Genomic DNA, 26,585 nt, shown 5'->3' with positions numbered 1-26,585 from the left:
CAGAACTCGACCTGTGAATGACAGGTATCAAACCGCTACCAGGCGCACGCTGGCGCCCTCGCCCACACCCAGTGCCTCGGCCGCTTCCAGGCTGAGGGTCACCGGCTTGCCGGGCACCCAGTCCAGTTCCAGCAGCACCGCGCGGTAGTCCTGCAGCTGGGCGTTGGCCACCAGGTACGGGCGGCCGCCCTTGACCACGTCGCTGTTGCCGCTGTCGAGCTTGACCGGCACCACGCGGCTCTGGGCGATGGAGCGAATGCCCGAGACCCGCGCGTGCAGCGTCGGGCCGCCGTCGAAGATGTCGATGTAGTGGTCGGTCTCGAAACCCTCGCGCATGAGGATGTCGAAGGTGATCTGCGCCCGCGGGTGCACCTGGCCCATGGCTTCCTGGGCGGCGTCGGGCAGCAGCGGCACGTAGATCGGGTAATGGGGCATCAGCTCGGCCAGGAAGGTCCGGCTCTTGATGCCGCACAGGCGCTCGGCCTCGGCGTAGTTGATGTCGAAGAAATTGCGGCCGATGGCGTCCCAGAACGGCGAGTCGCCGTTGTCGTCGCTGTAGCCGACGATCTCGGTCACCACCGAGTCGGCGAAGCGCTCGGGGTGGTTGGCCATGAACAGCAGGCGCGCCCGGGAGGTCAGCTCGGACCAGGCGCTGCCAACCATGTCCGGCACCATGTAGAAGCTGGTGAGCAGGCTGTTGCCGGTCAGGTCATGGCATTGGGACAGCACATGGATCTTGTTATGGATCTTCAGCTCGCGGGAGGCGTGCACGAAGGTCTCATTACGGAAACTGTAAAAAGGCTCGGAATAGCCCGCCGACGCGACGATGGCCGAACAGCCCACCAGGCGCTGGGTCTGGCTGTCTTCGAGGACGAAGAAGTAGCTCTCCTCGCCATTGAAGCTGACCTCGGCGGCGAACGACGCTTCGGACGCCGCGATCTTGTCGCGCAGGCGCTCGGCATCGTCCGGCAGGGACGTGACACCAATCGGGCTGTCCGCGGCCAGGCGTTGGACCTCGGCCAGGTCAGCCATTTGCGCAGGGCGCATTACCAGCATGGTGTCACTCCTTGGAATTGCTTGAAAAAACGGCGAGCGCCGTGACGCTCGCCTTTTGCCGGCCCGGAATCAGGCTTGGGTCAGTTGCTGCACGGCACGTTCGAAGCGGTCCAGGCCTTCGTCGATGTCGGCGTCTTCAATCACCAGGCTAGGCGCGAAACGCACCACGTCGGGGCCGGCCTGCAGGATCATCAGGTCGTGCTGCTCGGCAGCGTTGAAGAAGTCCTTGGCCTTGCCTTTCCAGGCATCGCTCAGTTGGCAACCGATCAGCAGGCCCAGGCCGCGTACTTCGGTGAACACGCCGTATTGCTCGCCAATCTGTTGCAGGCGGGCCTTGAAGCGCTCGTGCTTGGCCTTGACCCCAGCCAGCACTTGCGGGGTATTGATCACGTCCATCACCGCCTCGCCCACGGCGCAGGCCAGCGGGTTGCCGCCGTAGGTGGTGCCGTGCACGCCCACGGCGAAGTGCTTGGCCAGCTCGGTGGTGGTCAGCATGGCGCCGATCGGGAAACCGCCGCCCAGGCTCTTGGCGCTGGAGAGGATGTCCGGGGTGACACCGTAGTGCATGTAGGCGAACAGCTCGCCGCTGCGGCCCATGCCGCTCTGCACTTCGTCGAACACCAGCAGCGCGTTGTGCTGGTCGCACAGCGCGCGGGCGCCCTGCAGGTAGGCCAGGTCCGCCGGCAGCACGCCGCCTTCACCCTGGATAGGCTCCAGCACCACGGCGCAGGTCTTGTCCGAGATGGCCGCTTTCAGCGCAGCCAGGTCGTTGTACGGCACGTGGGTGATGCCGGTGATCTTCGGACCGAAACCGTCGGAGTACTTGGGCTGGCCGCCCACGCTCACGGTGAACAGGGTGCGGCCGTGGAAGCTGTTGGTGGCGGCGATGATTTCGTATTTTTCCGGGCCGAACTTGTCGTGGGCCACGCGGCGGGCCAGCTTGAACGCGGCCTCATTGGCCTCGGCGCCGGAGTTGCAGAAGAACACGCGGTCGGCAAAGGTGGCGTCGACCAGCTTGTGCGCCAGGCGCAGGGCCGGCTCGTTGGTGAACACGTTGGACACGTGCCAGACCTTGTTGGCCTGCTCGGTCAGGGCATTGACCAGCGCCGGGTGGGCGTGGCCCAGCACGTTGACGGCGATGCCGCCCGAGAAGTCGACCAGTTCGCGACCTGCCTGGTCCCACACCCGGGAACCTGCGCCGCGCACGGGAATGAAGGCGGCCGGGGCGTAGTTGGGGACCATCACCTGGTCGAAATCGGCGCGTTGCACCTGGGCATGCTCAACGGACATCGGAGTCTCCTGAAGAGGAACGCCCGCCTGGTATTGGCGAGCGATGGGGGGATTGTAAGGACTGGCCAGCGCTTGTCCTTGTCGCCAAGCGACAACTTATTACAGCGCCAAACCGTGAAAACGAGGGGTTTTCGGTAATGCGACATATTATTGCATCAGGCAACGGTTTGGTCGCGCGAAGATCCATGCCGCGCGCAAAAGGCTGGCAACGCCAATCCATCAGGCCATGGCACGGTGCAACAAATGTAGATGCTGCCGCCAGGCTGCGTTGCGCCGCGCGGGCGGCGCTCGATCTCAAGAGCGCCAAAAAAACCAAGGCATGCACCCGCCAACCTCACCACTATCCGTAGCCGCTGCCGTCAGGCTGCGCTGGCCCCTGAGTACGCTGGAGATTTTCAGTGTGGCTGAGGGCCAGCGCAGCCTGGCGGCAGCGGCTACGGGGTCTGCGGGCGTTGCGGGATGGTGGCTACCCGCGCTCGGCCGGCACCGACGACAGCTCGAACGGGCTGCTGCTGCGGCGCTGGTTGCGGTCTTCCCGCGGCGTTGCGCCGAAGAAATTGCGGTAGGCGCTGGAAAAATGCGGCCCCGACGAGAACCCGCACGACAGGCCGATCTGGATGATCGACTTGCTGGTCTGCATCAGCATCTGCCGCGCCTTGTTCAAGCGCAGCTCCAGGTAATACTGGCTCGGCACCCGGTTCAGGTACTGCTTGAAGATGCGCTCCAGCTGGCGGCGCGACACGCACACGTGCTGGGCGATTTCGTCGGTGGTCAGCGGCTCTTCGATGTTGGCCTCCATCAGCAGCACCGCCTGGGTGAGCTTGGGGTGGCTGGAGCCCAGGCGGTTCTGCAGCGGAATGCGCTGGCGCTCGCCGCCTTCGCGGATGCGCTCCACCACTAGCTCTTCCGACACCGCGCCCGCCAGCTCGGCGCCGTGGTCGCGGGCCAGCACCGCCAGCAGCAGGTCCAGCACCGAGAGGCCGCCACACGCGGTCATGCGGTCACGGTCCCAGTCGAACAGGTGGCTGGTGGCAATCACCTTGGGGAAGCGCTCGGCGAAATCATCCTGCCAGCGCCAGTGCACCGCGGCGCGGTAGCCGTCCAGCAGGCCAACCTGGGCCATGGGGTAGACGCCGGCGGACAGGCCGCCAATCACGCAGCCCGAACGCACCAGTTGCTTGAGCGCGGTGGCCAGGGCTGGCGCCAGCGCAGCCGGCGGCTCGTCGGCCAGCAGGAACAGTTTCTGACAGCCTTCCAGGCGCCCCGCCCACGGCTCGCCCGGCAACTGCCAGCCGCCTTCAGGGGCAGGCTCGGCGTGCAGGAACACCATCTCGTAGGCCACTTCGGGGTGCACCTTCTGGGCCACATCCAGGGCCTCTTCAGCCAGCGCCAGGGTCAGGGCCTTGGTGCTCGGCCAGATGAGAAAACCGATTCGTTGGGCTGTCATGGGGTGCGGTCCGAAACCTGTTCAGGATCAATGCTCGGCAGAGCGGATGGAAGGAACATGCTGCCAAGACGCGCAGCATGCCCCTTTCTACAACAACGTGGCAGTCATCGTTTGTATCAAATGACGACTACTTCAGGCTTCCGGACAGGAACTGCTGCAGGCGCTCGGACTTGGGGTTGGCCAGCACGTCGCGCGGGCAGCCCGACTCTTCCACCAGGCCCTTGTGCAGGAACACCAGCTGGTTGGACACCTCGCGGGCGAAGCCCATCTCGTGGGTGACCACCACCATGGTGCGGCCTTCCTGGGCCAGGTCCTGCATCACCTTCAGCACGTCGCCCACCAGCTCGGGGTCGAGCGCCGAGGTGGGTTCGTCGAACAGCATTACCTCAGGCTCCATGGCCAGGGCACGGGCGATGGCCACGCGCTGCTGCTCGCCGCCGGACATGTGGCCCGGGTAGGCGTCCTTGCGGTGCGCCACGCCCACCTTGTTCAGGTAGTGCTCGGCCTTTTCCAGCGCTTCCTTCTTCGACACGCCCAGCACGTGCACCGGCGCCTCGATGATGTTTTCCAGGGCGGTCATGTGCGCCCACAGGTTGAAGTGCTGGAACACCATGGACAGGCGCGAGCGCATGCGCTGCAACTGCTTGGGGTCGGCGGCCTTGAGGGCGCCGTCCTTGCTGGCCACCAGTTGCAGCTCTTCGTTGTTGAGCAGGATCTTGCCCGCGTGCGGCTGCTCCAGCAGGTTGATGCAGCGCAGGAAGGTACTCTTGCCCGAGCCGCTGGAGCCGATGATGCTGATGACATCGCCGGCCTTGGCGGCCAGGGACACACCCTTGAGCACTTCATGACTGCCGTAGCGTTTATGCAGGTCCTGGACTTCAAGTTTGTACATAGCGGTTCTCACAAAGCAGTCAGTCGTTGAGCAGGCGCCCGCGACGAAGGGGTTGGCGCCCGGCGACCTTGGCCAGCCAGAAACCTGGCTGGGCGTAACGCAGTCGTTCGATGGCAAACAGCACGCCGGCAGTGCCGGCACACACGACGGTAACGCGATCGGCCAGCGGGTCGATCACTTCAAACAGCGGGTCGCCCGCCTCTACCCATTCACCGGGGGCGCGCAGGAAACTGATCACGCCGGGGTGTGGGGCAAACAGCAATTCAGTGCCCTCGAACGGCATGCCTTCGCAGGGCTCGCTGGCCGCTGGCGGCCATTCGCCGGCGATCAGCCCCTGTTCGGCGAGGAACGCCAGGATGCCCTCGGCGTGGCGCTCGGCGTCGTCGCGCGCGGTGTCGGCCTGGCCACCCAGTTCCACGGTAGTGGCCAGGCAGGCCAGCGGCAGCTGGGCCTCGGGGAAGCGCCGGGACAGGCGCAGCCACGGCAACGAGCAGGCTTCGTCGAACGAACTGCCACCCGAGTCCTCGGCCAGCAGGCCTACCCGCACGTTGAGGTGCGCGGCCAGCGAGCGCCACTGCGGCCAGTGCTGCGGCAGCGCGTACATGTGCAGCGCGGCGTCGGCGTCGCAGTGTAGGTCCAGCACCACGTCGGCGTCGCAGGCGTGGCCCTGCAGCAGGCGTTGCAGGCCCTGCAGCTGGCTGGCGGCTGGCGGCAGCGCCGCCAGGGTGTCGCGCATGGCCTGGCGCACCAGGCGGATGTTGGCGTGGGCGTCGTCACCCAGCTGGCCATCCAGCGCGGCAGCCACCGGCTCGCTCAGCTCGTGGAAGTCACGGTTGAAGTTCTTGCCGCTGCCGAACTCGAAACGCCCCTGGTGGGCGCCCTGCAGCAACTGGCCCAGGCCGATGGGGTTGGCCACCGGCACCAGTTCGACCACGCCCTTGAGCTGGCCAGCCTCCTCCAGCGCCAGCAGGCGCTTTTTCAGTTCCCAGGCGGTGCGCATGCCCGGCAGTTCGTCGGCGTGCAGGCTGGCCTGGATGTAGGCCTTGCGCTCGCCGCTGCCGAAGCGGAATACGCTCAGGTGACGCTCGCTGCCCAGGGTGCTCCAGGGCAATGGATGATCGATGCGTTGCATGTCTTCAGCCCTTGCGTGGTGCCAGGTAGCCCAGCCAGCGGCGCTCGGCCAGCTTGAACAGGCGAACCAGGATAAAGGTCAGGCACAGGTAGAAAACGCCTGCGGTGATGTAGGCTTCGAACGGCAGATAGTACTGCGCGTTCACCGTGCGTGCCGCGCCGGTGATGTCGATCAGGGTGACAATCGACGCAAGGCTGGTGGTCTGCAGCATCATGATCACTTCGTTGCTGTACTGCGGCAGCGCCCGGCGCAGGGCCGACGGCAGCAGGATGCGACGGTACATCTTGACCCGCGACATGCCCATGGCCCGCGCCGCCTCGATCTCGCCATGGGGCGTGGCCTTGAGGCTGCCGGCGACGATTTCCGCGGTGTAGGCGCTGGTGTTGATGGCAAAGGCCAGGCAGGCGCAGAAGGTGGCGCTGGACAGCCACGGCCAGAAGATGCTCTCGCGCACCACGGCGAACTGCGCCAGGCCGTAGTAGATCAGGAACAGCTGCACCAGCATCGGCGTGCCGCGGATCACGTAGGTGTACAGCCAGGCCGGCAGGTTCACCAGCGGCCGCTTGGACACGCGCATCAGGCCCAGCGGCAAGGCCGCCAGCAGGCCGAAGAACAGCGACAGCAGCAACAGCTTGATGGTCTCCAGCACGCCGCTGAAGTACAGCGGCAGGTTGTCCCAGACCACGTTGTAATCAAAAATCATAGTTCAGCCACCCTTACGCCAGCCGAGTAGCGTTTTTCCAGGAACCGCAGCACCAGCAGCGATACGCTGGTGATCACCAGGTACAGCGCGGCCACCGCCAGGAAGAAAGTGAACGGCTGGCGCGTGGCGTCCGCCGCGGCCTTGGCCTTGAACATCATGTCCTGCAGGCCCACCACCGACACCAGCGCCGTGGCCTTGACCAGTACCAACCAGTTGTTGGTGAAGCCGGGAATGGCCAGGCGGATCATCTGCGGCACCAGCACGCGGAAGAACACCTGGCGGCTGTTCATGCCATAGGCAAGGCCAGCCTCGGCCTGCCCCTTGGGGATGGCCAGGAACGCACCGCGGAAGGTTTCCGACAGGTACGCCCCGAAAATGAAGCCCAGCGTGCCGATGCCGGCCGCCATGGGGTTGAGATCGATATAGTCGTCGAAGCCCAGCAGGGGCGCGACGCGGTTGAGCAGGTCCTGGCCGCCGAAGAAGATCAGCAGGATCAGCACCAGGTCGGGAATGCCGCGGATGACCGTGGAATAGGTCGCCCCCAGCCAGGCCAGCCAACGCACGGGCGACAGCCGCAGTGCGACGACGATCAATCCCAGGGCAATGGCTAGCGCCATCGACGACAGGGCCAACTGCAAGGTCAGCCAGGTGCCATCGAGGATGACTGCCCCGTAGCCTTCTAACATGTAAATTTCCTCGACCGTGGAAATGAAAAAATGGTGCAAGCCTCAGCGCCTGCGGCTTGCACCATCTGTCGGGTGACGCTTACAGCCAGTTACTGGCCGTAGATGTCGAAGTTGAAGTACTTGTCCTGGATCTGCTTGTACTTGCCGTTGGCGCGAATGGCGGCGATGGCAGCGTTGAGCTTGTCCAGGTCAGCCTTGTCACCCTTGCGCACGGCGATGCCCACGCCGTCACCGAAGTATTTGACGTCGGTGAACGATGGACCTGCGAAGGCGTAGCCCTTGCCGGCGTCGGTGTTCAGGAAGCCGTCCTGCAGCAGGGTGGCGTCGGCCAGGGTGCCGTCCAGGCGGCCAGCGGTGACGTCCAGGTAGATTTCGTTCTGCGAGCCGTACGGCACCACTTCCACGCCTTTTGGCGCCAGCACTTCGCGGGCGAAACGCTCGTGGATGGAACCGCGCTGCACGCCGATCTTCTTGCCTTTCAGGCCGTCCAGGTTGTCGGCGACGGTGGTGCCTTCCTTCATCACCAGGCGCGCTGGGGTCAGGTAGTAGCGGTTGGTGAAATCAACCGACTTCTTGCGGTCTTCGGTGATGGACATGGACGACAGGATGGCGTCGATCTTGCGCACTTTCAGCGCCGGGATCAGGCCGTCGAATTCCTGCTCGACCCACTGGCACTTGACCTTCATCTCTTCGCACAGGGCGTTGCCGATGTCGTAGTCAAAACCCACGATGCTGCCGTCGGCAGCCTTGGAGGCGAACGGTGGGTAGGCCGCTTCGATACCGATCTTGAAAGGCTTCTCGTCGGCGAACGAGGACAGCGACAGCACGGACAGCGCCAGGGCGCCAAGAAGCACGAGTTTCTTCATCTCAGGACTCCATCGGTAAAGGGCAATAAATGGCAGAGTGAGCACAGGCCCAATATGCGAATGGGTACAACGCAGATAGCGGCGCGCGGCTCGGGAGCATGGCTCATCGGGCGACGGCGAGTGACCGGCATTTTAGCGACAGCCCCGAAGCCGATATTTCTTCAATGCGACAACTAGTTACAGATGCACCGAGAATACGACCCGAGATTATTGACAGCCTTTGAGGTTTATGCAAAGGCAAATGACAGGGAACCGATCTATCAAGCAAATTGCGCGCCTATTATTGGCAAAGCCTTGTAATCCGGCAACCCTGGCGTTTGGCTTTGTCATTTTTCGTAGGACCGGCGCACCGGTTTGTGGCGTTTCGCCTCCTTTTGGCGCACAGAAAGGTGACGGACGGTAACACCGATATATCCCGGTCATGTGGGACATAAACACGAAACCCCGCCAACGGGCGGGGTTCCGGGGTTAGCGCAGCAGCCTTACGCCGCCTTCATGCCCTTGTGGGTGTCGATCAGGTGCTGCACCACGCCCGGGTCGGCCAGGGTGGAGATATCACCCAGCGCGTCGTACTCGCCGGTGGCGATCTTGCGCAGGATACGGCGCATGATCTTGCCCGAGCGGGTTTTGGGCAGCCCCGGCGCCCACTGGATCACATCCGGCGAGGCGATAGGGCCGATCTCCTTGCGCACCCAGTTCTTCAGTTCCTGGCGCAGGGTCTCGCTGGCTTCCACGCCATGGTTGAGGGTCACGTACACATAGATGCCCTGGCCCTTGATGTCGTGGGGCACGCCCACCACCGCGGCCTCGGCCACCTTGGGATGGGCAACCATGGCGCTCTCGATCTCGGCGGTGCCCATGCGGTGGCCGGAGACGTTGAGCACGTCATCGACGCGGCCGGTGATCCAGTAGTAGCCATCCTCGTCGCGGCGCGCGCCGTCGCCGGTGAAGTACATGCCACGGAAGGTCTTGAAGTAGGTGTCGACGAAGCGGTCGTGGTCGCCGTACAGGCTGCGCGACTGGCCCGGCCACGAGTCGAGGATCACCAGGTTGCCCTCGGCGGCGCCGTCGATCAGGTTGCCCAGGTTGTCCACCAGCCCCGGCACCACGCCGAAGAACGGCTTGCTCGCCGAGCCCGGCTTGAGCGCGGTGGCGCCCGGCAGCGGGCTGATCAGCACGCCGCCGGTCTCGGTCTGCCACCAGGTGTCGACGATCGGGCAGCGTTGCTTGCCCACGGTGTCGTAGTACCAACCCCAGGCCTCGGGGTTGATCGGCTCGCCCACCGAGCCCAGCAGGCGCAGGCTGGAGCCATCGGCGCCCTCCACCGCCGCAGTGCCCTCGGCCATCATGGCGCGGATGGCGGTGGGTGCGGTGTAGAGGATGTTGACCTTGTGCTTGTCGATGATCTTCGACACGCGGGTGATGTCCGGGTAGTTCGGCACGCCTTCGAACAGCAGCGTGGTGGCGCCGTTGGCCAGCGGGCCGTAGACGATGTAGCTGTGGCCGGTGACCCAGCCGACGTCGGCGGTGCACCAGTAGATTTCGCCCGGGCGGTAGTCGAACACGCGCTCATGGGTGAGGGCTGCGTACACCAGGTAGCCGCCGGTGGTGTGCAGCACGCCCTTGGGCTTGCCGGTGGAGCCGGAGGTATAGAGGATGAACAGCGGCTCCTCGGCACCCATTTCCTTCGGCGCGCAGGTGCTGGACGCCACGTCCAGCAGGGTGTGGTACCAGATGTCGCGGTGGCGGTTCCACTCGATGTCGCCGCCGGTGCGCTTGCAGACGATGACCTTCTGCACACTGCTGGTTTCCGGGTTGGTCAGGGCGCGGTCGACGTTGGCCTTGAGCGCGGTCTTCTTGCCGCCACGCAGGCCTTCGTCGGCGGTGATCACCACCTTGGAGCTGCAGTCGATGATGCGCCCGGCCAGGGCCTCGGGGGAGAAGCCACCGAACACCACCGAATGGATGGCACCGATACGGGTACAGGCCAGCATGGCGACCACGGCTTCGGGAATCATCGGCATGTAGATGGTAACCACGTCACCGCGGTGCACATCCTGGCCACGCAGGGCGTTGGCGAACTTGCAGACTTCCTCGTGCAGTTCGCGGTAGGTGATGTTGCGGTGCTCGGAGGGGTCGTCGCCTTCCCAGATGATCGCGATCTGGTCGCCGCGCTCGGCAAGGTGCCGGTCCAGGCAGTTGTAGGAGACATTGAGAGTGCCGTCGGCGAACCACTTGATGTCCACGTGGTGGTCATCGAAGGAGGTCTGCTTGACCTTGGTGAAGGGCTTGATCCAGTCCAGGCGCTGGGCCTGCTCGCGCCAGAAGCCGTCAGGGTTCACCACCGACTGCTGGTACATGGCCTTGTAGGTCGCTTCATCGGTCAGCGTGGTGGCTGCCACCTCGGGACGAACGGGATACAGGGACGCCGCACTCATCTTTCTTACCTCGGAGCTATGTAGTTGTTTTTGTATGACCTCGTTGTAAGGCTAAGCGCACGCCGAGGCCATTCGACGATGGTAGTAACCATTACCCTACTCTTTGATGACGGCGCGCGGCAAGGCTCAAGCCCGGGCGCGGGGCGCCTCGACGGCCGCGTGTCTTTGCAGGAAAACGCGCGCCACCGGCCGCTACGAAATTGATTGTTACAGATTCAGATAAAACTGTTTATCAAAACTCTGTCTGTTTAACCCCCCGCCATCGCCCTAAAATTCACCTCGCCAACCGGCACTGTGATTAACACACGCAACAGCCCCCACGAAGGCACGTTAATCCGACTCTAACTTTCCCGAGCAACACACGCAGTCCCACAAGGATTGCGTGCCCCCTGACGACCGCACAAAGGTAAACTTTAAAATGAAAGCTTTAATTGTCTTGGCCCTGAGTACTTTCTCGCTGGCAGCCATGGCTGATGAAGTTTCGAACACCGCCAACACTGAAGTTCCGGTGGAGCACTACAACTATTCGCAGCACCTTGATATTGCCAAGGTCATCAGCACCAGCGAAATCCCCAACGTCTGCGAAGTGGTGCCGGCACGCATGACTTACCTGGACTCCACTGGCCAGAAACACATTCTTGAATACCGCGTGATGGGCAACGGCTGCTCGAACGGATAAGTTCACAGTGCTTCAGCGCCTCTTCAGGAGGCGCTGGCCTATTTAATTGATCAAATAATTATTCAACACCTGCCCGCCAGCACAACGCTTGATGATGCGCCGAACTTTTTGTTCGACCTTACCCGCATCATGGAGTTTGCATGGCACTTTATATCCCGCCTACCGTCCCGCCAATCAAGAAAGCCACTTCGCCTTTTGGCCAATTACTGACAACCCTGTTTCAGCGCGATGACTTTTCACGCATTGATCCGCTGGGCAGTGATTTCCAATGGCTGGATAACGTCGAGGCGCTGTGCGCGACCCCCGACGTCGTCGCTCTGATTCAACCCTTATTACACAACGACACCAATGACGACCCCGCGCAAATGACCCGGTACCTGCAGGCCCAGGCAACACAAGCCTTGCGCGACGTGGACCCGGCATTGCCGGCAATGCTGCGCAGGGTGTCCCGGCGAGCCAAGGCTGGACGCCGGGTGTTCAGCGCCGTCAGCCACCTGTGGCTACAGGCGACCTTCGCACGTGCGACAGATTGCGCCTGGCTGGCCTGCCTGCTGCTGCATCCGAGCCTGGCCAGCAAAGCCACGCCCACGCAGCACCCGCTGCAAACCCGGAACGGCGCTTTCAGCCACCTGGATACAGACCTGTCGGCGTGCGTCTCGCGTATCCTGCACAAACGCGTTGGCGGTGGGCGCATGGCGCGGCTGCTCGATTACCTGCAGATGGATTTCGCCCTGGCCTGCACCACCGAGCCACGGCGGCTGATGCCCTGCCTGTTTGGTTGCGCCACCTTCGACGCCTTTGAAAAAGCAGTGATTGACGACCTGCAATGGGTACCGCCCCCCCACTATCTGCAACGCGAACTGGCGATGCAGGCCATCGTCGACTACCTAGCCCCCCGCAGCTCGCGCATCGAGGGTGAACTTGCCGGCGTTTCGCTCACCCCCCAGGACAACGCACAGGCGTTACGTGCACGCCTGGACCAGGCGCTCGCGGCACACCTGGACTGCAGCCCTACCGAACTGGCACTGGTAGCGCCGCTGTTGCTGCGTCAACATGCCCCGCTGCTGCTACTAGAAGACCTGCCGCCTGACTTCGAGCACCTGCCGGACCTTTACTCCGTGCAATTGCGGCTGGGCATCAGGCTGTCGGAACGCGACCCCTGGCTGTTGACGCCCGAGACGGCGCTGCAGGTGGCGCTACTGAAACAGGCGCAAGCGATCACGCAAGAAGACCAGGTCAACATCCTGCTCGCCCGCGCGCCACTCGTCATGCAATGGGCGGAGCACAACCGCGTACTGCCGAAGCAACCTTGGTACACGCCGGCCGACATCAACGCCGCCCTCGACGCCTTCGACATCATGGCGACACTGGCACAACTGAGCAGCCCACCCTCGCGCATAAAAATGGCCATTGGCTACCTGGAATCATTCGGCATCAAGCCGCATGAAATTGTCGCGGGCAACCGCAAGACCTCCCACCTGGAACGCCTGCTCGACAGCGGCGCTGGCTTTTGCCATGCCGCACTCAAGAACACCACCGCCGCCGATATCACCGCGCAGTTCGACCAACTGTTCAGTGCCTACCGCGGCCATTGCCACCGCGCACTGAAAGACCTGCTCGAGCTATTCATCCAGCGGCTTCCCGACAACGACCGCGCGGGAATGGAAGCAGCAACGCTGCAGGCGTACGCGGTGCACTGGCATGAATTCATCGGGCCGAACCAGATGAGCATCCCGCAACTGGGCGATGCCGATCCCGAACTATGGGCCCTGCGCCGTTGCCCCGCCCTGCTGATTCTGTGCCAGGGCAGCCAGGGCGAAACCTTGTACCGCTGGTTTCCCCAGCAATGGCGGTGGGACAGCCGGGCCATCGATCGCCAGGGGGTGCCAATGGAGCAGTGGGCACGCGAACACCTGCAGCTGCAGTTCGAGGACTACCACGACGCCGAGCACCCATTCACCTACAGCACCGCCGGGGGCGTGCAGGCGGTAGGCCCGCTGCTGCTTGCCGGACCACTGGCACGCCTGGTCGACATCGCGCTGGACCACGTGTGGATGCACCACTTCGACGACCTGAGGCAGCAGTGCCGGGGCATGACCCAACTGGAGCTGCAGCAAAAAAACATCCAGGGCCGCAGCCTCGCGGCCCACCTGGCACGCATCGGCGTTCCTTTTGCCAGTTGCTTCGATACCCAGGGCAGCGGCGGCGTGTCCATGTGCGTGCTTGATGCAGTGACCCTGCCCCTGACGGCGCTAACGCCTGTACTAAAAACGCTGGTGGCCAACCGTCGCCTCATCAACCGCCTGCTGCACAGCGGCGGTCGCTCGCCACTGGCAAACACAGCCTTTGCGGTGAGCCGCTGGCTCAACCTGCATCAACGCCGTTTCCCCTTCAATTTTGCCAGGGACCTGGGAATTTCCACAGGGCAAGTGGCGCGCCCCAGCCACGGCATCTGGCACCTCCAGCCCGCCCAGATCAGCCGCACCTACGGCCCGCCTCTGCTGGACCTGACGCCCGGCGGCGCCGAGCGCACCTTCATCGAGGCCTTCGCCATGGCCCGCCCCGGGCTCGCCCCTGGCGCCCTGGCCCTGCATCGCGGGCCCGATGGCCTGCGCTACCTGCGCAGCCATGTGGATAGCCAAGTCATGCTCATCCCCCGGGCAGACCGCAGCGTGGATGTGCTCATTGATGGCCACCTGTACCGCTTGAGCCAGGAAATCAGCGGTAAATACTACGTGCGCCATGATCGCCTTGGCATGCTGCGCAAACCCCGCCGCATGATCGAGACGCCCACCCCTTGCCGCATCCCACGGGCAGCCGACGCCCCGGGATGCGCCAGCCTGTACACCCACCAACTTCCTGTCACCGCATTGCCCCCCCACGCGACCGCCGGGGAGCATGCCGCACACGCCTGGCAGGCGCGTACCTATCGCCTGGGCAGCCTGGCGATTGCCGGCGGCAGCAGCAGCCAGACGCCCGCCAACCTGGATGTGGTGGTCATGGATGGCACCCTGTGGCGACGCGAGCGGACCCGCGCCGGGCGCCTGGTACCGGTCACCGATGCCGAACGCGCTACCTTTGGCCTGTCCTTGCCCACTGCCAACGGTCCGTCGGTGAACTACCTGCCGAGCATCAGCGGCCGACGCTCTACCGACAGCCGCTTTGGCCTGGCCCCCTCACTGACCGCCGAGCAGGCCGGGTTGATCAACGACACGCTGCCCGTCCTGGAGCTTGACGAACTGGTGGCCGGCGTGGGGGACCGACGCATCCTGCGCGGCCACGTCATGGACACCCCTCAGGGCCCGTGCATTGAAGTCGAGGCCGACACCCACGTGATCTACCGTGCGCCCGACCGCCCCGGCGAATTAAGCTTCGAGCGCATCACCGCCGAAGAGGATATCAACCGCTTTCTCACCACCAGCGAAACCTACCGCATCGTCAGCGGCACGCCGTCAGCTCCCCGCGACCGGGAAAACATCGCCACGCTGTTGTTTGACCTGGCCAAGCACCAGCCCGACCCTGGCGATATCCCCCTCGACGCCTTCCCCACCTATGCCGCCTACGCGGAGGCAGCAGGCAGCCACAACGAGCTGCTCGCCTACGCCACCCATATCCTGGCGGGCAATAGCCAGCAGCTGCGCCTGTTCGAGCGGATGCAGGCGCTGATCCCCGACCGCGGCTTCCTCACTACACGCCCCAGGAACGTGCAACAGGCACACATTGATGTGCTCAACCAGCTGGCCCCACCGCAAGGCACGTCGCCAGGCAGCTTCGCTCCCATCACCGCCGATAACCTCGGCGATGCCAGCGTGCATGCCGCACTGCGCCACACCATGGCGCAGGCCAACCTGGCCTTCATCCGGGTGAGCCTGGCCGATGGACGGCGGATGGTTTACTACGCCCTGTCCGGCGGTAAACGTGCTGCAGCGATCCGCTTGAAGATCGATGTGGCCAGCAGCCCGCGCCAGACCCTCGATGGGGTGGAATGGGTAGACGCACGCGCGATCATGCGTACTCGCGGCCCTGATCCGCAAATGACCAGCCTGCCGGTGGTGCGCCACGCTGGACGCAAGATCATCCGCCCCCACCCCCGCGACCAGGACGCCGAACGCCTGATCGCTACGGTGCTCAAGGCCGACCTGCGCGGCCAGCCAGTGACCGACCTGCAGGTGTTCACGCGCATGGACACCTGCCGTTCATGCGGCGCCATCGTGCTGCCGCAACTCAAGCTACTGTTCCCCCAGGCCAGCATGAGCATCAGTTTCCTGGAAGATTACCCGCTGGATTGAGTGCCAATTCCGCCTTGCCCAACCCATGCTCGCGCAGCTTGTTGGCAATGGTGGTATGCGACACCCCCAGGCGCTTGCCCAGCAAGCGGCTGCTGGGGTGCTGGGCGTGCAGTTGCTCCAGCACCGCGCGCTCGAAGCGCGCGACGATCTGTTGCAGGTCACCCTCCAGGGAGAAATCGCCCAAGGGCTGGCGCACACCGTAGTCGGGCAGGCGGATATGCTCGGGCTTGACCCAACCGGCGTCGCACAATGACACGGCCTGGAACAGCACATTCTCCAGTTGCCGCACGTTGCCCGGCCAGTGGTAGCGGGCCAGCTTGTCCTTGGCGGCGGGCGCCAGGCGCGGCAGTGGGCAGCCGATCTGGCGGCTGGCCTGGTCGAGGAAGTGCTCCACCAGCGGGTCGAGGCCGTCCATGCACTCGCGTAGCGGCGGAATGTGCAACGACAGCACGTTGAGGCGGTGGTACAGGTCCTGGCGGAATTCGCCGCGGGCGCACAGTTCCGAGAGATCCATCTGCGTGGCGCAGATCACCCGGACGTCCAGGTACACCTCTTCGTCGCTACCCACGCGGCGGAAGCAGCCGTCTTGCAGGAAGCGCAACAATTTCGCCTGCAGGCGCGGGCTCATCTCGCCTACCCCATCGAGGAACAGCGTGCCGCCCGCGGTCAGCTCCAGCAGGCCCAGCTTGCCCTCGGCGCGCGCGCCTTCGAAGGCGCCGGGGCCGTAGCCGAACAGCTCGGTCTCGGCCATGGACTCGGGCAAGCCGGCGCAGTTGAGCGCCATCAGCGGTGACTGGCCGCGCGGGCTGGCCAGGTGGCAGGCGCGGGCCAGCAGCTCCTTGCCGGTGCCGGTCTCGCCCTCGATCAACAGCGGTGCGTCGAGTGGCGCCATGCGGCGCGCCTCGCGCACCACGGCGGCCATGACTTTAGAGCTCTGGAAGATGCTGTCGAAGCCGCGCAGTTCCTGCTTGCGCACGTGGTAGATGCGCTCGCCAATGCGGTCGGCGCGGTGCAGGGTCAGCACCGCACCGGCCAGGGCTTCGCTGTCGTCATGCTCGGACTGCAGCGGGGCGATGTCGGCAAGGAACACGTCGCCGCGCACCTTCACCCGCAGGCCGTTGATGCGCGATTTGTTGTCGCGCACCAGCTGCGGCAGGTCGAAGTCCTCGGCGTAACGCGACAACGGCATGCCCGGCACCTCGTCCACCCGCACCCCCAGCAGCTGCGCGGCGGCGCGGTTGGCGGCGACGATGGAGCCGGACATGTCGATGGACAGCACCGGGAATTCCAGTGCGCCCAACAGCGCATTGAGCTCCATGTGCCGGCGCTCGCTGGGCATCAGCCCCACCCGTTTGACGCCGAACACGCCGGGTATGGCTTCGAACTTGGGGCGCAGGGCCTGGAACTGCAGGTTGATCAGGTTCGGGCAATGCAGGTAGATGGCGTTGCCGTGCTCGCCACCCACTTCGCCGCGGGCGACGTTGATGCCGTATTCCACCAGCAGGTTGAGGATGTCACGCAGGATGCCAATGCGGTTCTGGCAGTGGACTTTGATGCGCATGAGGGGCCTGTTTTTTGGCGAAAGGCAAAGATATTCGTAAAGAATATGTGACATTTGAGGCTGACGACAAGACACGGGCGCCGATGAGCGCGGTAGCTGTATCGAATAGTTTACGAAAAGTCGGGGCTGTGGCTGCGATGCGGGGCCCTGGGTGGGGCTGACAGCCGTGGGGCGGTGGACTATCAATGGGGCGTGGGGTCTGCGGACGCAGCCTTTGGCAGCTGCTACGGGGATGTGTACGGGCCCATCTATAATAAAAACGTGCGCTGGAGAACAGCATGAAGCAGACCCACTACGTGGCCCGCGAACCGGATGCTCAGGGGTTCATCCATTACTCCGACACCGAGCACGCGGTATGGCACACCTTGGTCAGCCGCCAGCTCAAGCTGGTAGAGGGGCGCGCGTGCCAGGAATACCTGGACGGCATCGAGCAACTGGCCCTGCCGCATGAGCGCATTCCGCAACTGGCCGAGGTCAACCAGGTGCTGGCCCGCACCACCGGCTGGCAGGTCGCCCGGGTGCCGGCACTGATCCCCTTCCAGACCTTCTTCGAATTGCTGGCCAGCAAGCGCTTTCCCGTGGCCACCTTCATTCGCACGCCCGAAGAGCTGGATTACCTGCAGGAACCGGACATTTTCCACGAGATTTTCGGCCACTGCCCGCTGCTGACCAACCCCTGGTTCGCCGAATTCACCCACACCTACGGCAAGCTGGGCCTGGCGGCCAGCAAGGAACAACGGGTGTTCCTGGCGCGCCTGTACTGGATGACCATTGAATTCGGCCTGGTGGACACGCCCCAGGGCCGGCGCATCTACGGCGGCGGCATTCTCTCGTCGCCCAAGGAAACCCTCTACAGCCTGTCGGACGCCCCCGAGCACCAGGTCTTCGACCCGCTGGAATGCATGCGCACCCCATACCGCATCGACATCCTGCAGCCGCTGTACTTCGTGCTGCCAGACCTCAAACGCCTGTTCGACCTGGCCCATGAAGACATCATGGCCCTGGTGGCCCGCGCCCAGCAGCTGGGCCTGCACGCGCCGAAATTTCCGCCCAAGGCGGCCTGACCCGCTTTTAACTACTATAAGGAAGCAACCATGAACCCATTGAACCAGGCCCATTGCGAAGCCTGCCGCGCCGACGCCCCGCAGGTCAGCGACGAGGAGCTGCCAGCGCTGCTGCGGCAGATTCCGGACTGGAACATCGAGGTGCGTGACGGCGTCATGCAGCTGGAAAAGGTCTACCTGTTCAAGAACTTCAAGCACGCCCTGGCGTTCACCAACGCCGTGGGCGAGATCGCCGAGGCCGAGGGCCACCACCCAGGCCTGCTGACCGAATGGGGCAAGGTCACCGTGACCTGGTGGAGCCACTCGATCAAGGGCCTGCACCGCAACGATTTCATCATGGCCGCCCGCACCGACGACGTCAGCCAGGGGGCCGAGGGCCGCAAATAATGCACTTCAGCGCGATCCAGCGAATTCCCGGCGACTCGATCCTGAGCCTGATGGACGCTTACGCCCGCGACCCCAACCCGCGCAAGTTCGACCTGGGCGTGGGCGTGTACAAGGACGCCCAGGGCCTGACCCCGGTGCTGTCGGCGGTCAAGCAGGCCGAGCGGTTCCTGCTTGACCACCAGACCAGCAAGACCTACGTCAGTGGCCACGGCGACCAGGCGTTCGGTCGCCTGGTCAGCGAACTGGTGCTGGGCAAGGACTCGCCGCTGCTGGCCCATGAGCGCGCCGGCGCCACCCAGACCCCGGGTGGCACCGGGGCCCTGCGCCTGGCCGGCGAGTTCATCGCCCATTGCCTGCCCGGCAAGGGCATCTGGCTCAGCGACCCGACCTGGCCCATCCACGAAAGCATCTTCGCCGCCGTGGGCCTCAAGGTGAATCACTACCCCTACGTGGGCCGTGACAACCGCCTGGACGTGGAAGCCATGCTGCTGGCGCTGGAAGACATACCGCGCGGCGACGTGCTGCTGTTGCACGCCTGCTGCCACAACCCCACCGGCTTCGACCTGCGGCACAACGACTGGCACCGGGTGCTGGACGTGGCCAAGCGCCGCGAGCTGCTGCCGCTGATCGACTTCGCTTACCAGGGCTTCGGCGATGGCCTGAACGAGGATGCCTGGGGCGTGCGGCTGTTCGCCAAGGAACTGCCGGAGCTGCTGGTCACCAGTTCGTGCTCGAAAAACTTTGGCCTGTACCGCGAACGCACCGGCGCGTTGATCGCCTGCACGCACACCGCTGAACAGTTGCTGGACGTGCGCAGCCAACTGGCCGGCCTGGCGCGCAACCTGTGGTCGACGCCGCCGGACCATGGCGCCGCCGTGGTCGCCACCATCCTCGGTGATGCGCAGTTGAAGAGCCTGTGGGCGGATGAGGTGGAGCACATGCGTTCGCGCATCGCCCAGCTGCGGGCCGGGCTGGTCGAGGCGCTGGGGCCGCACGGGCTGTCGGCGCGTTTCGCCCACATTGGCGAACAGCGCGGGATGTTCTCCTACACCGGGCTCAGCCCCGAGCAGGTAGACCGCCTGCGCGACGAGCACAGCGTGTACATGGTGCGCTCGGGCCGCGCCAACGTCGCCGGCATCGACGCCAGCCGCCTGGACGAACTGGCGGCCGCCCTCGCCAAGGTGTGTTGAACCTGTGGGAGCTGGCTTGCCAGCGAGTTTTTGAGGGCCTCGAAGAGCTCGCTGGCAAGCCAGCTCCCACATTCAGCCTCCATGAAAATCCGTTCATTGTGCGACCAATGGCCGCCTGCGAAGTCAGTTTGTCATGCGCAGTGCTGTATCCTGTCCCGGCTTTAACCAGCACGCGCTATCCAGCGCCACCCTCAACCTGTAATTGCGAGGAGCGATGACGATGCACGAGATCCCAAACCTTCCTTTCCCGAGCCTGCATCAACCAGAGCAGCCTCAACCGCCACAATCGGCCAGCCAGGCCACTGAAAACGAGGCCGACGAAGCCTCGAGCGCTGATCGCGACGACTAAGCGCCGACCGCAGGTGGTACGATCCCCACGGCGGCCATGCCGCGTGATCGCACCACCTCAGCGCTGAACGGAGCCCCTCATGCAAGATACTTTCAACGAAGCACAGGCCGCGCAGGTGATCGACACCGCGCAACAGATGATCGACATCTGGGCCCGCCTCTCCCCGGAAAAACAGCAAGCCCTGCTGCAACGTTTCGGCACCCAGGAAAACGCCCTCGCCGCCCTGGTGGCCACTCGACTGCTGGCACAGCCGCAGGCTTGAGCCTTCGGCGAGATAAAATCTTGCCGCTGGTCGTGCACTGTGTGGCTCGCCGCCCTATGATAAGCGTCTAGTGTGCTAGCACCCGACACCTATCCCCCTGGAATTCCCAATGTCTTCAAACCCGCGGCCGCTGGCGGTCACGCTGCAAGTCGTTTCCATCGTGCTGTTCACCTTCATCGGCTACCTGAACATCGGCATCCCGCTGGCCGTGTTGCCCGGTTTCGTGCACACCGGCCTGGGCTTCAACGCCGTGATCGCGGGCCTTGTGATCAGCGTCCAGTACCTGGCCACCCTGCTCAGCCGCCCGTACGCCAGCCGTATCATCGACAACCACGGCAGCAAGAAGGCGGTGATCTACGGCCTGTTCGGCTGTGGCGCCAGCGGGCTGTTCATGCTGCTGGCGGCGTTCACCCAGAGCCTGCCGGTGGTGAGCCTGGCCAGCCTGTTCGTCGGCCGCCTGGTGCTGGGTAGCGCCGAAAGCCTGGTGGGCTCGGGCTCCATCGGCTGGGGGATCGGCCGCGTGGGCGCACAGCACACCGCCAAGGTCATCTCCTGGAACGGCATCGCCAGCTACGGCGCCCTGGCCATCGGTGCCCCGGCCGGCGTGCTGCTGGTGCAACACCTGGGCCTGTGGGCCATGGGCGTGAGCATCCTGCTGCTGGCGGCGCTGGGGATTGCCCTGGCCTGGAACAAGACCCCGGCGCCGATCGTCGCCGGCGAGCGCATGCCGTTCATGCACGTGCTGGGCAAGGTGCTGCCCCACGGCACCGGCCTGGCCCTGGGCGGCATCGGCTTCGGCACCATCGCCACCTTCATCACCCTGTACTACGCCACCAACCACTGGGACAACGCCGCGTTGTCGCTGAGCCTGTTCGGCGCCTGCTTCATTGTCGCGCGGCTGATCTTCGGCAACCTGATCAACCGCATCGGCGGCTTCCGCGTGGCCATCGGCTGCATGACCGTGGAAACCATCGGCCTGTTGCTGCTGTGGCTGGCGCCCAGCGCCGAGCTGGCCATGGCCGGCGCGGCCCTGACCGGCTTTGGTTTCTCGTTGGTGTTCCCGGCCCTGGGCGTGGAAGCGGTGAACCTGGTGCCGGCCTCCAGCCGCGGCGCGGCAGTGGGTGCCTACTCGCTGTTCGTCGACCTGTCGCTGGGCATCACCGGCCCGCTGGCGGGCGCGATTGCCGCCGGCTTCGGCTTCAGTTCGATCTTCCTGTTCGCCGGCATCGCCTCGTTCGCCGGCCTGGCGCTGAGCCTGTACCTGTACCGGCAAACCCTCAACCAGCCGCGCCACCCGGACGCCGCGCTTTAAAAGTCGACCTTGCCGCGGCCTGCCTTGATGGCGCCGCGCTTGCTCTTGCCATCCAGCCGACGGGTTTTCGAGCCCTTGGTTGGCTTGGTGGGCCGCCGCGCCTTTTCCACCTTCGCCGCATTCACGATCAGCTCGCGCAGCCGCTCCAGGGCGTCGGCGCGGTTCTGCTCCTGGGTGCGATATTGCTGGGCCTTGATCACGATCACGCCTTCGCTGGTGATGCGGCTGTCGCGCAGGGCCAGCAGCCGCTCCTTGTAGAAAGGCGGCAATGACGAGGCGTTGATGTCGAAGCGCAGGTGCACCGCACTGGACACCTTGTTGACGTTCTGGCCGCCGGCGCCCTGGGCGCGGATGGCGCTCAGCTCGATTTCGGCATCGGGCAGGTGGACGTTGTTGGAGATTTCCAGCATGAAGGGGTTTCGGCAGGGTCAAAGACCGCAAGGGTACACCATCACGCGCGTAGCCGCTGCCGAAGGCTGCGCTGGCCCGCGCGTGCACTGGAGATACCCAGCGCGACTCAGGGCCAGCGCAGCCTGCGGCAGCGGCTACGCGAGGAGGATGGCGCGAATCAGCCCAGCGCCAGGGCGGCGCGGCGGTTCTTGGCGAGGTACGCCACGTACATCACCACCACCCACACAGGAATGGCGTACACCGAGACGTTGATGCCCGGGATCATCAGCATGATGCCGAGGATGAACACCACGAACGCCAGGCAGATGTAGTTGCCCCACGGCGACCACAGCGCCTTGAACGACGACACCTGGCCGTTGCGCACCTGGTGCTGGCGGAACTTGAGGTGCGAGAAGCTGATCATCGCCCAGTTGATCACCAGGGTGGCCACTACCAGCGACATCAGCAGTTCCAGCGCGTCATGGGGCATGAAGTAGTTGAGCAGCACGGCCACCAGGGTCACTGCCGCCGACACCAGGATGGCCCGCACCGGCACGCCGCGCTTGTCCACCTTGGCCAGCGCCGCAGGGGCGTCGCCCTGCTCGGCCATGCCCAGCAGCATGCGGCTGTTGCAGTAGGTGCCGCTGTTGTACACCGACAGCGCCGCGGTCAGCACCACGAAGTTGAGGATGTGCGCCGCGGTGTTGCTGCCCAGCATCGAGAACACCTGCACGAACGGGCTGCCGCTGTAGGCGTCGCCGGCGCTATCCAGGGTTTGCAGCAGGCCATCCCACGGGGTCAGCGACAGCAGCACCACCAGGGCGCCGATGTAGAAGATCAGGATGCGGTAGATGACTTGGTTGATGGCCTTGGGAATCACGGTCTTGGGCTGGTCGGCCTCGGCAGCGGTGAAGCCGAGCATTTCCAGGCCGCCGAACGAGAACATGATGATTGCCAGCGCCATCACCAGGCCCTTGACGCCATTGGGGAAGAAGCCGCCGTGGTCCCACAGGTTGCTGACCGAGGCCTGCGGGCCGCCGTGGCCGCTGACTAGCAGGTAGCTGCCCAGGGCGATCATGCCGACGATGGCCGCCACCTTGATGATGGCGAACCAGAACTCGGCCTCGCCGAACACCTTGACGTTGGCCAGGTTGATGGCGTTGATCATGACGAAGAACACCGCGGCCGAGACCCAGGTCGGGATCTCCGGCCACCAGTAGTGCACGTACTTGCCAACTGCGGTCAGTTCCGACATGCCCACCAGGATGTACAGCACCCAGCAGTTCCAGCCCGACAGAAAGCCGGCGAAGCCGCCCCAGTACTTGTGCGCGAAATGGCTGAACGAGCCGGCCACCGGCTCTTCGACGATCATCTCGCCCAGCTGGCGCATGATCATGAAGGCGATGAAACCGCAGATGGCGTAGCCGAGGATCATCGAGGGCCCGGCCGACTTGAGCACCCCGGCCGAGCCGAGGAACAGCCCGGTGCCGATGGCACCGCCGAGGGCAATCAATTGGATGTGTCGATTTTTCAGGCCGCGCTTGAGCTGGCCGGATGAGTCTTGTGCACTCATTGTGTTGGTCACCTGGTTATTTTTATCTGTGACGGAACGGACCCGCCCCACTCGTGATGAGGCGGTAGACAGGCGCGCGTTAACGCAGGGTGCCACAGTAAAGGGCGCGCATTGTACACGCCGGGCATCAGAGCGCGAGGGGTCGAGGCTGGCAAGAGGGAAAAAAGGCAGGGAATGTTACAAATTAGTGCACGAGTGGAAACATTTCTTTACACCCTAACAGCTCGCTGGCAAGCCAGCTCCCACATTGCCCCAATGTTCCCTGTGGGAGCTGGCTTGCCAGCGAGCTTTTGGCCAACGCCACGATCGTAAACAAATGTTTACAGCCTGCAACGGCAATTTTCCACACGCCAGAATGCAAAACGCCAGCCCGAAGGCTGGCGTTTGCAGTTCAAGCGCGCTGATTACTCAGGCTTGGGCTTGCGGCGGGTGACCGGCGCACGCTTGTCCGCGGCTGGGCCACGGCGCTTGCTGTCGTCCGACAGCTTCAGGCCTGGGCGCTGGGCACCTGGCTTGGCTGGACGCTTGTTCATGTCGGCCGGGCGCTCGGCCACCGCCGAACCACGACCGTCCTTGCGGGCCGGCGCTTCGCCACGGCGCGGGGCCGGTGCGTCACCGCGTGGCTTGCGCGCCGGGCGCTCGCCTTCTTCCAGACGTGGCGCGCGGGCTGGGCGCTCGGCACCGGCGGCACCGTCGTGGGCAGGGCGCAGGGTGCGCACGCGCTCGCTGCGGGCCATGGGGCGCGACGACTTGCGCTGCATGCGGTCCAGCTTGTCCTTGCTCTTGGTGCTCATGGTCGGCATGGCCACGGCGCTCAGGCCCACTTCGGCGCTGAGCACGTCCACTTCGTGCTGGCTCAGTTCGCGCCAGCGGCCCATGGGCAGGTCGGAGTTGAGGAACACCGGGCCGAAACGCACGCGCTTCAGGCGGCTGACCACCAGGCCCTGGGATTCCCACAGGCGACGCACTTCACGGTTGCGGCCTTCCATGACCACGCAGTGGTACCAGTGGTTGAAGCCTTCACCACCCGGTGCCACCTGGATGTCGGTGAACCGCGCCGGGCCGTCTTCCAGGATCACGCCGTTCTTCAGGCGCAGCAGCATGTCGTCGTCGACTTCACCGCGCACGCGCACGGCGTATTCACGGTCCATCTCGTAGGACGGGTGCATCAGGCGGTTGGCCAACTCACCGTCGGTGGTGAACATCAGCAGGCCGGTGGTGTTGATGTCCAGGCGGCCGATGTTGATCCAGCGGCCTTCGCGCGGGCGCGGCAGGCGGTCGAACACGGTCGGGCGGCCTTCCGGGTCGTCACGGGTGCAGATCTCGCCGTCCGGCTTGTTGTAGATGATCACGCGGCGCACGGTTTCCGAGGCTTCTTCGCGCTTGATCACCTTGCCGTCGACGCTGATGGCGTCGTGCAGGTCGACGCGCTGGCCCAGGGTGGCGGCCACGCCGTTGACCTTGATGCGGCCTTCGCCGATCCAGGCTTCCACGTCGCGACGCGAGCCGACGCCGATACGGGCCAGGACTTTCTGCAGTTTTTCGCCGGCGGGGCCCATTTCCTGGACTTCTGGCTTGATAGGTTCACTCATCTTTTAGCACCTCCCGGTGTGTGATGTGGGGCGTTCATGTCGCCCGAAGGGTCGCGAATCATACGCGCATGTGCGGCGTTGCGCACCTGAGACTAGTCGAAATAGCGTGGGTTATTTCTTTTTCCGTCGGCCGGTGGCACCCAGCGCCAGCAAACGCAGGTGCGCCTGGGCCAGCGCCTCGCGCCGCTCGCCCTTGCCCAGCTTCTTCCAGCCCTTGATTTCACGCTTGGTGCGCCCGCACCCCACGCAGACGTCATCGTTGAACTTGCAGACACCGATACAGGGATCCTTGCTGCTCATGGGCACTCACTCGTGGCGGGGCTCTTGCTCCTCCTCGCCGTCTTCCGTCTCGTCGAAGGGGGCCAGGGGCGCGTCGAGCAAATCGTCGAAGTCAGTCTTGAGACCCTGTTCCATGCTGTCGAGTTCGGCCAGCAGGGTGTGGAAGCTGGTTTCCTCCTTCGGCGCCTCGCCCTCCTCGCCCGGCTCGGCACTGGCATCAGCCAGGGCCTGCAGGTGCGCGGGCACCGGCGGATCTTCATCCAGGTCCTCGACCAGCGGCTCGGGCTCGATCTCGCGCAGCTCGGCCAGCGGCGGCAGGTCGTCGAGGTTCTTCAGGTTGAAGTGGTCGAGGAACGCCTTGGTAGTGGCGAACATCGCCGGCCGACCCGGCACCTCGCGGTAGCCCACCACGCGAATCCACTCGCGCTCGAGCAGGGTCTTGGTGATGTTGCTGTTCACCGCCACGCCCCGCACGTCCTCGATCTCGCCACGGGTAATGGGCTGGCGATAGGCAATCAGCGCCAGGGTTTCCAGCAGCGCACGGGAATAGCGCTGCGGGCGCTCTTCCCACAGCCGGCCGACCCAGGGCGCGAACTTTTCGCGGATCTGCAGGCGGTAGCCGGAGGCCACCTCCACCAGCTCGAAGGAGCGGCTGTCGCAGCTTTTGCGCAGCAGGTCCAGGGCCTTCTTGAACACAGCAGGCTCGGGGCGCTCGGTTTCCTCGAACAGCTCGTACAGGCGGTCCAGCGATTGCGGCTTGCCGGAGGCGAGCAGGAAGGCTTCGAGCAGGGAGGCCAGCTCGCGGGGTTCGGTCAAATTCATCTATTGGCTCTTGTTCACAATTCTGATCCAGCGCTCTCTGCAGCTCTTGCCGTTGCTAGTGATCTTGATCTTGATCTTGCTTTGCTTTTGATCCGGCTTTTGATCTTGGCCCCGTTAAGCGCCAGGGCCGACTGGAGGCGTTGACCAGGCGGCAGCCCGCAGGGCCCTTCGGCGCAGCCGAAGGAAACGGCAGCCCGCCCGCTTTGTTAGCGGGGGCCGTTTTGCCGCCTGGGCGACGCCGGAAGGAGGGGACCCGTAGCGCAGCGGAGGGCCCAAGCAGGGGCGAGCCCTTTTTGCTTCCTTTTTGGGGCGACTGCCAAAAAGGG

General features: G+C 64.6%; 23 protein-coding genes. 8 read left to right on the top strand and 15 right to left on the bottom strand.

The genetic code is table 11. The features are described from left to right. Positions 1-27: 27 nt before the first annotated feature. The 9 genes from aruF to acs all read right to left on the bottom strand — a co-directional run bounded on the left by aruF (position 28) and on the right by acs (position 10,510). Entirely contained in the window at positions 28-1,056 is a 1,029-nt protein-coding gene (gene aruF, locus ACWKWX_RS11595; protein WP_476298994.1) for an arginine/ornithine succinyltransferase subunit alpha, read from the bottom strand. 69 nt (positions 1,057-1,125) lie between these two features. Next, on the bottom strand, positions 1,126-2,346 hold the full coding sequence (locus ACWKWX_RS11590) for an aspartate aminotransferase family protein (RefSeq protein WP_416426154.1): 1,221 nt from the start codon (positions 2,344-2,346) through the stop codon (positions 1,126-1,128). A gap of 466 nt (positions 2,347-2,812) precedes the next feature. After that, positions 2,813-3,793, bottom strand: a complete 981-nt coding sequence (gene argR, locus ACWKWX_RS11585) for a transcriptional regulator ArgR (protein ID WP_416426155.1) — start codon at positions 3,791-3,793, stop codon at positions 2,813-2,815. A 127-nt stretch (positions 3,794-3,920) separates the two neighbouring features. Continuing rightward, positions 3,921-4,685: an ABC transporter ATP-binding protein gene (locus ACWKWX_RS11580; protein WP_027978661.1), complete on the bottom strand. Its 765-nt coding sequence runs from the start codon at positions 4,683-4,685 to the stop codon at positions 3,921-3,923. Positions 4,686-4,704: 19 nt separating this feature from the next. Continuing rightward, positions 4,705-5,817, bottom strand: a complete 1,113-nt coding sequence (locus ACWKWX_RS11575; protein ID WP_483827796.1) for a M14 family metallopeptidase — start codon at positions 5,815-5,817, stop codon at positions 4,705-4,707. A gap of 4 nt (positions 5,818-5,821) precedes the next feature. Next, complete coding sequence (locus tag ACWKWX_RS11570; protein ID WP_416426157.1) at positions 5,822-6,520, bottom strand: ABC transporter permease; 699 nt, start codon at positions 6,518-6,520, stop codon at positions 5,822-5,824. After that, positions 6,517-7,206, bottom strand: coding sequence for an ABC transporter permease (locus ACWKWX_RS11565; RefSeq protein WP_416426158.1), 690 nt, complete (start codon positions 7,204-7,206; stop codon positions 6,517-6,519). Before ACWKWX_RS11565 ends, ACWKWX_RS11570 begins: the two co-directional genes overlap by 4 nt. An 89-nt stretch (positions 7,207-7,295) precedes the next feature. Next, a complete protein-coding gene (locus ACWKWX_RS11560) occupies positions 7,296-8,072 on the bottom strand; it encodes an ABC transporter substrate-binding protein (RefSeq protein ID WP_473004053.1) in 777 nt (258 codons plus the stop codon). 482 nt (positions 8,073-8,554) lie between these two features. Next, positions 8,555-10,510 (bottom strand): acetate--CoA ligase, encoded by a 1,956-nt coding sequence (gene acs / locus ACWKWX_RS11555; protein ID WP_416426161.1) that lies wholly within the window; start codon positions 10,508-10,510, stop codon positions 8,555-8,557. A gap of 418 nt (positions 10,511-10,928) precedes the next feature. On the opposite strand from acs, the gene ACWKWX_RS11550 reads away from it, so the two are divergent. Both ACWKWX_RS11550 and ACWKWX_RS11545 read left to right on the top strand, forming a co-directional pair. Continuing rightward, positions 10,929-11,189, top strand: coding sequence for a DUF2790 domain-containing protein (locus ACWKWX_RS11550; protein WP_416426162.1), 261 nt, complete (start codon positions 10,929-10,931; stop codon positions 11,187-11,189). 140 nt (positions 11,190-11,329) lie between these two features. Further along, positions 11,330-15,478, top strand: a complete 4,149-nt coding sequence (locus ACWKWX_RS11545; protein ID WP_483827795.1) for a deaminase domain-containing protein — start codon at positions 11,330-11,332, stop codon at positions 15,476-15,478. Here the strand turns inward: ACWKWX_RS11545 and ACWKWX_RS11540 are convergent. Beyond that, positions 15,447-17,039: a sigma-54-dependent transcriptional regulator gene (locus ACWKWX_RS11540; protein ID WP_483827794.1), complete on the bottom strand. Its 1,593-nt coding sequence runs from the start codon at positions 17,037-17,039 to the stop codon at positions 15,447-15,449. The genes ACWKWX_RS11545 and ACWKWX_RS11540 overlap by 32 nt on opposite strands. Positions 17,040-17,317: 278 nt before the next feature. Between ACWKWX_RS11540 and phhA the strand changes: the two genes are divergently transcribed. The 6 genes from phhA (at position 17,318) to ACWKWX_RS11510 (ending at position 21,603) form a co-directional block, all read left to right on the top strand. Beyond that, positions 17,318-18,103 carry a phenylalanine 4-monooxygenase gene (phhA, locus tag ACWKWX_RS11535; RefSeq protein ID WP_483827793.1) on the top strand — a complete coding sequence of 262 codons (786 nt, stop codon included), beginning with the start codon at positions 17,318-17,320 and terminating at the stop codon, positions 18,101-18,103. 30 nt (positions 18,104-18,133) lie between these two features. Then, the gene (locus ACWKWX_RS11530; protein ID WP_473004058.1) at positions 18,134-18,490 is read left to right on the top strand and encodes a 4a-hydroxytetrahydrobiopterin dehydratase; all 357 of its coding nucleotides are present in this window, start codon (positions 18,134-18,136) and stop codon (positions 18,488-18,490) included. Then, entirely contained in the window at positions 18,490-19,680 is a 1,191-nt protein-coding gene (locus ACWKWX_RS11525; RefSeq protein ID WP_483827792.1) for an amino acid aminotransferase, read from the top strand. The genes ACWKWX_RS11530 and ACWKWX_RS11525 overlap by 1 nt, the downstream gene beginning before the upstream one ends. A gap of 220 nt (positions 19,681-19,900) precedes the next feature. Beyond that, positions 19,901-20,029, top strand: coding sequence for a hypothetical protein (locus ACWKWX_RS11520; RefSeq protein WP_483827791.1), 129 nt, complete (start codon positions 19,901-19,903; stop codon positions 20,027-20,029). A gap of 79 nt (positions 20,030-20,108) precedes the next feature. Then, positions 20,109-20,291 carry a hypothetical protein gene (locus ACWKWX_RS11515; RefSeq protein WP_416426170.1) on the top strand — a complete coding sequence of 61 codons (183 nt, stop codon included), beginning with the start codon at positions 20,109-20,111 and terminating at the stop codon, positions 20,289-20,291. Positions 20,292-20,400: 109 nt separating this feature from the next. Continuing rightward, a complete protein-coding gene (locus tag ACWKWX_RS11510) occupies positions 20,401-21,603 on the top strand; it encodes an MFS transporter (protein WP_416426172.1) in 1,203 nt (400 codons plus the stop codon). Here the strand turns inward: ACWKWX_RS11510 and arfB are convergent. From arfB to scpB, 5 genes are all read right to left on the bottom strand, one after another. Further along, positions 21,600-22,013, bottom strand: coding sequence for an alternative ribosome rescue aminoacyl-tRNA hydrolase ArfB (arfB, locus tag ACWKWX_RS11505; protein ID WP_416426173.1), 414 nt, complete (start codon positions 22,011-22,013; stop codon positions 21,600-21,602). The genes ACWKWX_RS11510 and arfB overlap by 4 nt on opposite strands. Positions 22,014-22,171: 158 nt before the next feature. Continuing rightward, complete coding sequence (locus tag ACWKWX_RS11500) at positions 22,172-23,566, bottom strand: amino acid permease (protein WP_416426174.1); 1,395 nt, start codon at positions 23,564-23,566, stop codon at positions 22,172-22,174. 404 nt (positions 23,567-23,970) lie between these two features. Then, positions 23,971-25,158 carry a 23S rRNA pseudouridine(2605) synthase RluB gene (gene rluB / locus ACWKWX_RS11495; protein ID WP_416426176.1) on the bottom strand — a complete coding sequence of 396 codons (1,188 nt, stop codon included), beginning with the start codon at positions 25,156-25,158 and terminating at the stop codon, positions 23,971-23,973. Between the two features lie 111 nt (positions 25,159-25,269). After that, positions 25,270-25,458: a DUF1289 domain-containing protein gene (locus ACWKWX_RS11490; RefSeq protein ID WP_416426177.1), complete on the bottom strand. Its 189-nt coding sequence runs from the start codon at positions 25,456-25,458 to the stop codon at positions 25,270-25,272. 6 nt (positions 25,459-25,464) lie between these two features. Next, complete coding sequence (gene scpB / locus ACWKWX_RS11485; RefSeq protein ID WP_473004066.1) at positions 25,465-26,259, bottom strand: SMC-Scp complex subunit ScpB; 795 nt, start codon at positions 26,257-26,259, stop codon at positions 25,465-25,467. Between the last annotated feature and the right edge of the window lie 326 nt (positions 26,260-26,585).

The sequence above is a fragment of the Pseudomonas imperatae genome, assembly GCF_057128625.1.
Note: the sequence above shows the minus strand (reverse complement) of the source record. Positions and strands in the feature narration are given on the sequence as shown.

Bases quoted from the DNA above. Each gene is read 5' to 3' on its own strand.
- aruF (WP_476298994.1), bottom strand. From the start codon at position 1,056: ATGCTGGTAATGCGCCCTGCGCAAATGGCTGACCTGGCCGAGGTCCAA.
- ACWKWX_RS11590 (WP_416426154.1), bottom strand. From the start codon at position 2,346: ATGTCCGTTGAGCATGCCCAGGTGCAACGCGCCGATTTCGACCAGGTG.
- argR (WP_416426155.1), bottom strand. From the start codon at position 3,793: ATGACAGCCCAACGAATCGGTTTTCTCATCTGGCCGAGCACCAAGGCC.
- ACWKWX_RS11580 (WP_027978661.1), bottom strand. From the start codon at position 4,685: ATGTACAAACTTGAAGTCCAGGACCTGCATAAACGCTACGGCAGTCAT.
- ACWKWX_RS11575 (WP_483827796.1), bottom strand. From the start codon at position 5,817: ATGCAACGCATCGATCATCCATTGCCCTGGAGCACCCTGGGCAGCGAG.
- ACWKWX_RS11570 (WP_416426157.1), bottom strand. From the start codon at position 6,520: ATGATTTTTGATTACAACGTGGTCTGGGACAACCTGCCGCTGTACTTC.
- ACWKWX_RS11565 (WP_416426158.1), bottom strand. From the start codon at position 7,206: ATGTTAGAAGGCTACGGGGCAGTCATCCTCGATGGCACCTGGCTGACC.
- ACWKWX_RS11560 (WP_473004053.1), bottom strand. From the start codon at position 8,072: ATGAAGAAACTCGTGCTTCTTGGCGCCCTGGCGCTGTCCGTGCTGTCG.
- acs (WP_416426161.1), bottom strand. From the start codon at position 10,510: ATGAGTGCGGCGTCCCTGTATCCCGTTCGTCCCGAGGTGGCAGCCACC.
- ACWKWX_RS11550 (WP_416426162.1), top strand. From the start codon at position 10,929: ATGAAAGCTTTAATTGTCTTGGCCCTGAGTACTTTCTCGCTGGCAGCC.
- ACWKWX_RS11545 (WP_483827795.1), top strand. From the start codon at position 11,330: ATGGCACTTTATATCCCGCCTACCGTCCCGCCAATCAAGAAAGCCACT.
- ACWKWX_RS11540 (WP_483827794.1), bottom strand. From the start codon at position 17,039: ATGCGCATCAAAGTCCACTGCCAGAACCGCATTGGCATCCTGCGTGAC.
- phhA (WP_483827793.1), top strand. From the start codon at position 17,318: ATGAAGCAGACCCACTACGTGGCCCGCGAACCGGATGCTCAGGGGTTC.
- ACWKWX_RS11530 (WP_473004058.1), top strand. From the start codon at position 18,134: ATGAACCCATTGAACCAGGCCCATTGCGAAGCCTGCCGCGCCGACGCC.
- ACWKWX_RS11525 (WP_483827792.1), top strand. From the start codon at position 18,490: ATGCACTTCAGCGCGATCCAGCGAATTCCCGGCGACTCGATCCTGAGC.
- ACWKWX_RS11520 (WP_483827791.1), top strand. From the start codon at position 19,901: ATGCACGAGATCCCAAACCTTCCTTTCCCGAGCCTGCATCAACCAGAG.
- ACWKWX_RS11515 (WP_416426170.1), top strand. From the start codon at position 20,109: ATGCAAGATACTTTCAACGAAGCACAGGCCGCGCAGGTGATCGACACC.
- ACWKWX_RS11510 (WP_416426172.1), top strand. From the start codon at position 20,401: ATGTCTTCAAACCCGCGGCCGCTGGCGGTCACGCTGCAAGTCGTTTCC.
- arfB (WP_416426173.1), bottom strand. From the start codon at position 22,013: ATGCTGGAAATCTCCAACAACGTCCACCTGCCCGATGCCGAAATCGAG.
- ACWKWX_RS11500 (WP_416426174.1), bottom strand. From the start codon at position 23,566: ATGAGTGCACAAGACTCATCCGGCCAGCTCAAGCGCGGCCTGAAAAAT.
- rluB (WP_416426176.1), bottom strand. From the start codon at position 25,158: ATGAGTGAACCTATCAAGCCAGAAGTCCAGGAAATGGGCCCCGCCGGC.
- ACWKWX_RS11490 (WP_416426177.1), bottom strand. From the start codon at position 25,458: ATGAGCAGCAAGGATCCCTGTATCGGTGTCTGCAAGTTCAACGATGAC.
- scpB (WP_473004066.1), bottom strand. From the start codon at position 26,259: ATGAATTTGACCGAACCCCGCGAGCTGGCCTCCCTGCTCGAAGCCTTC.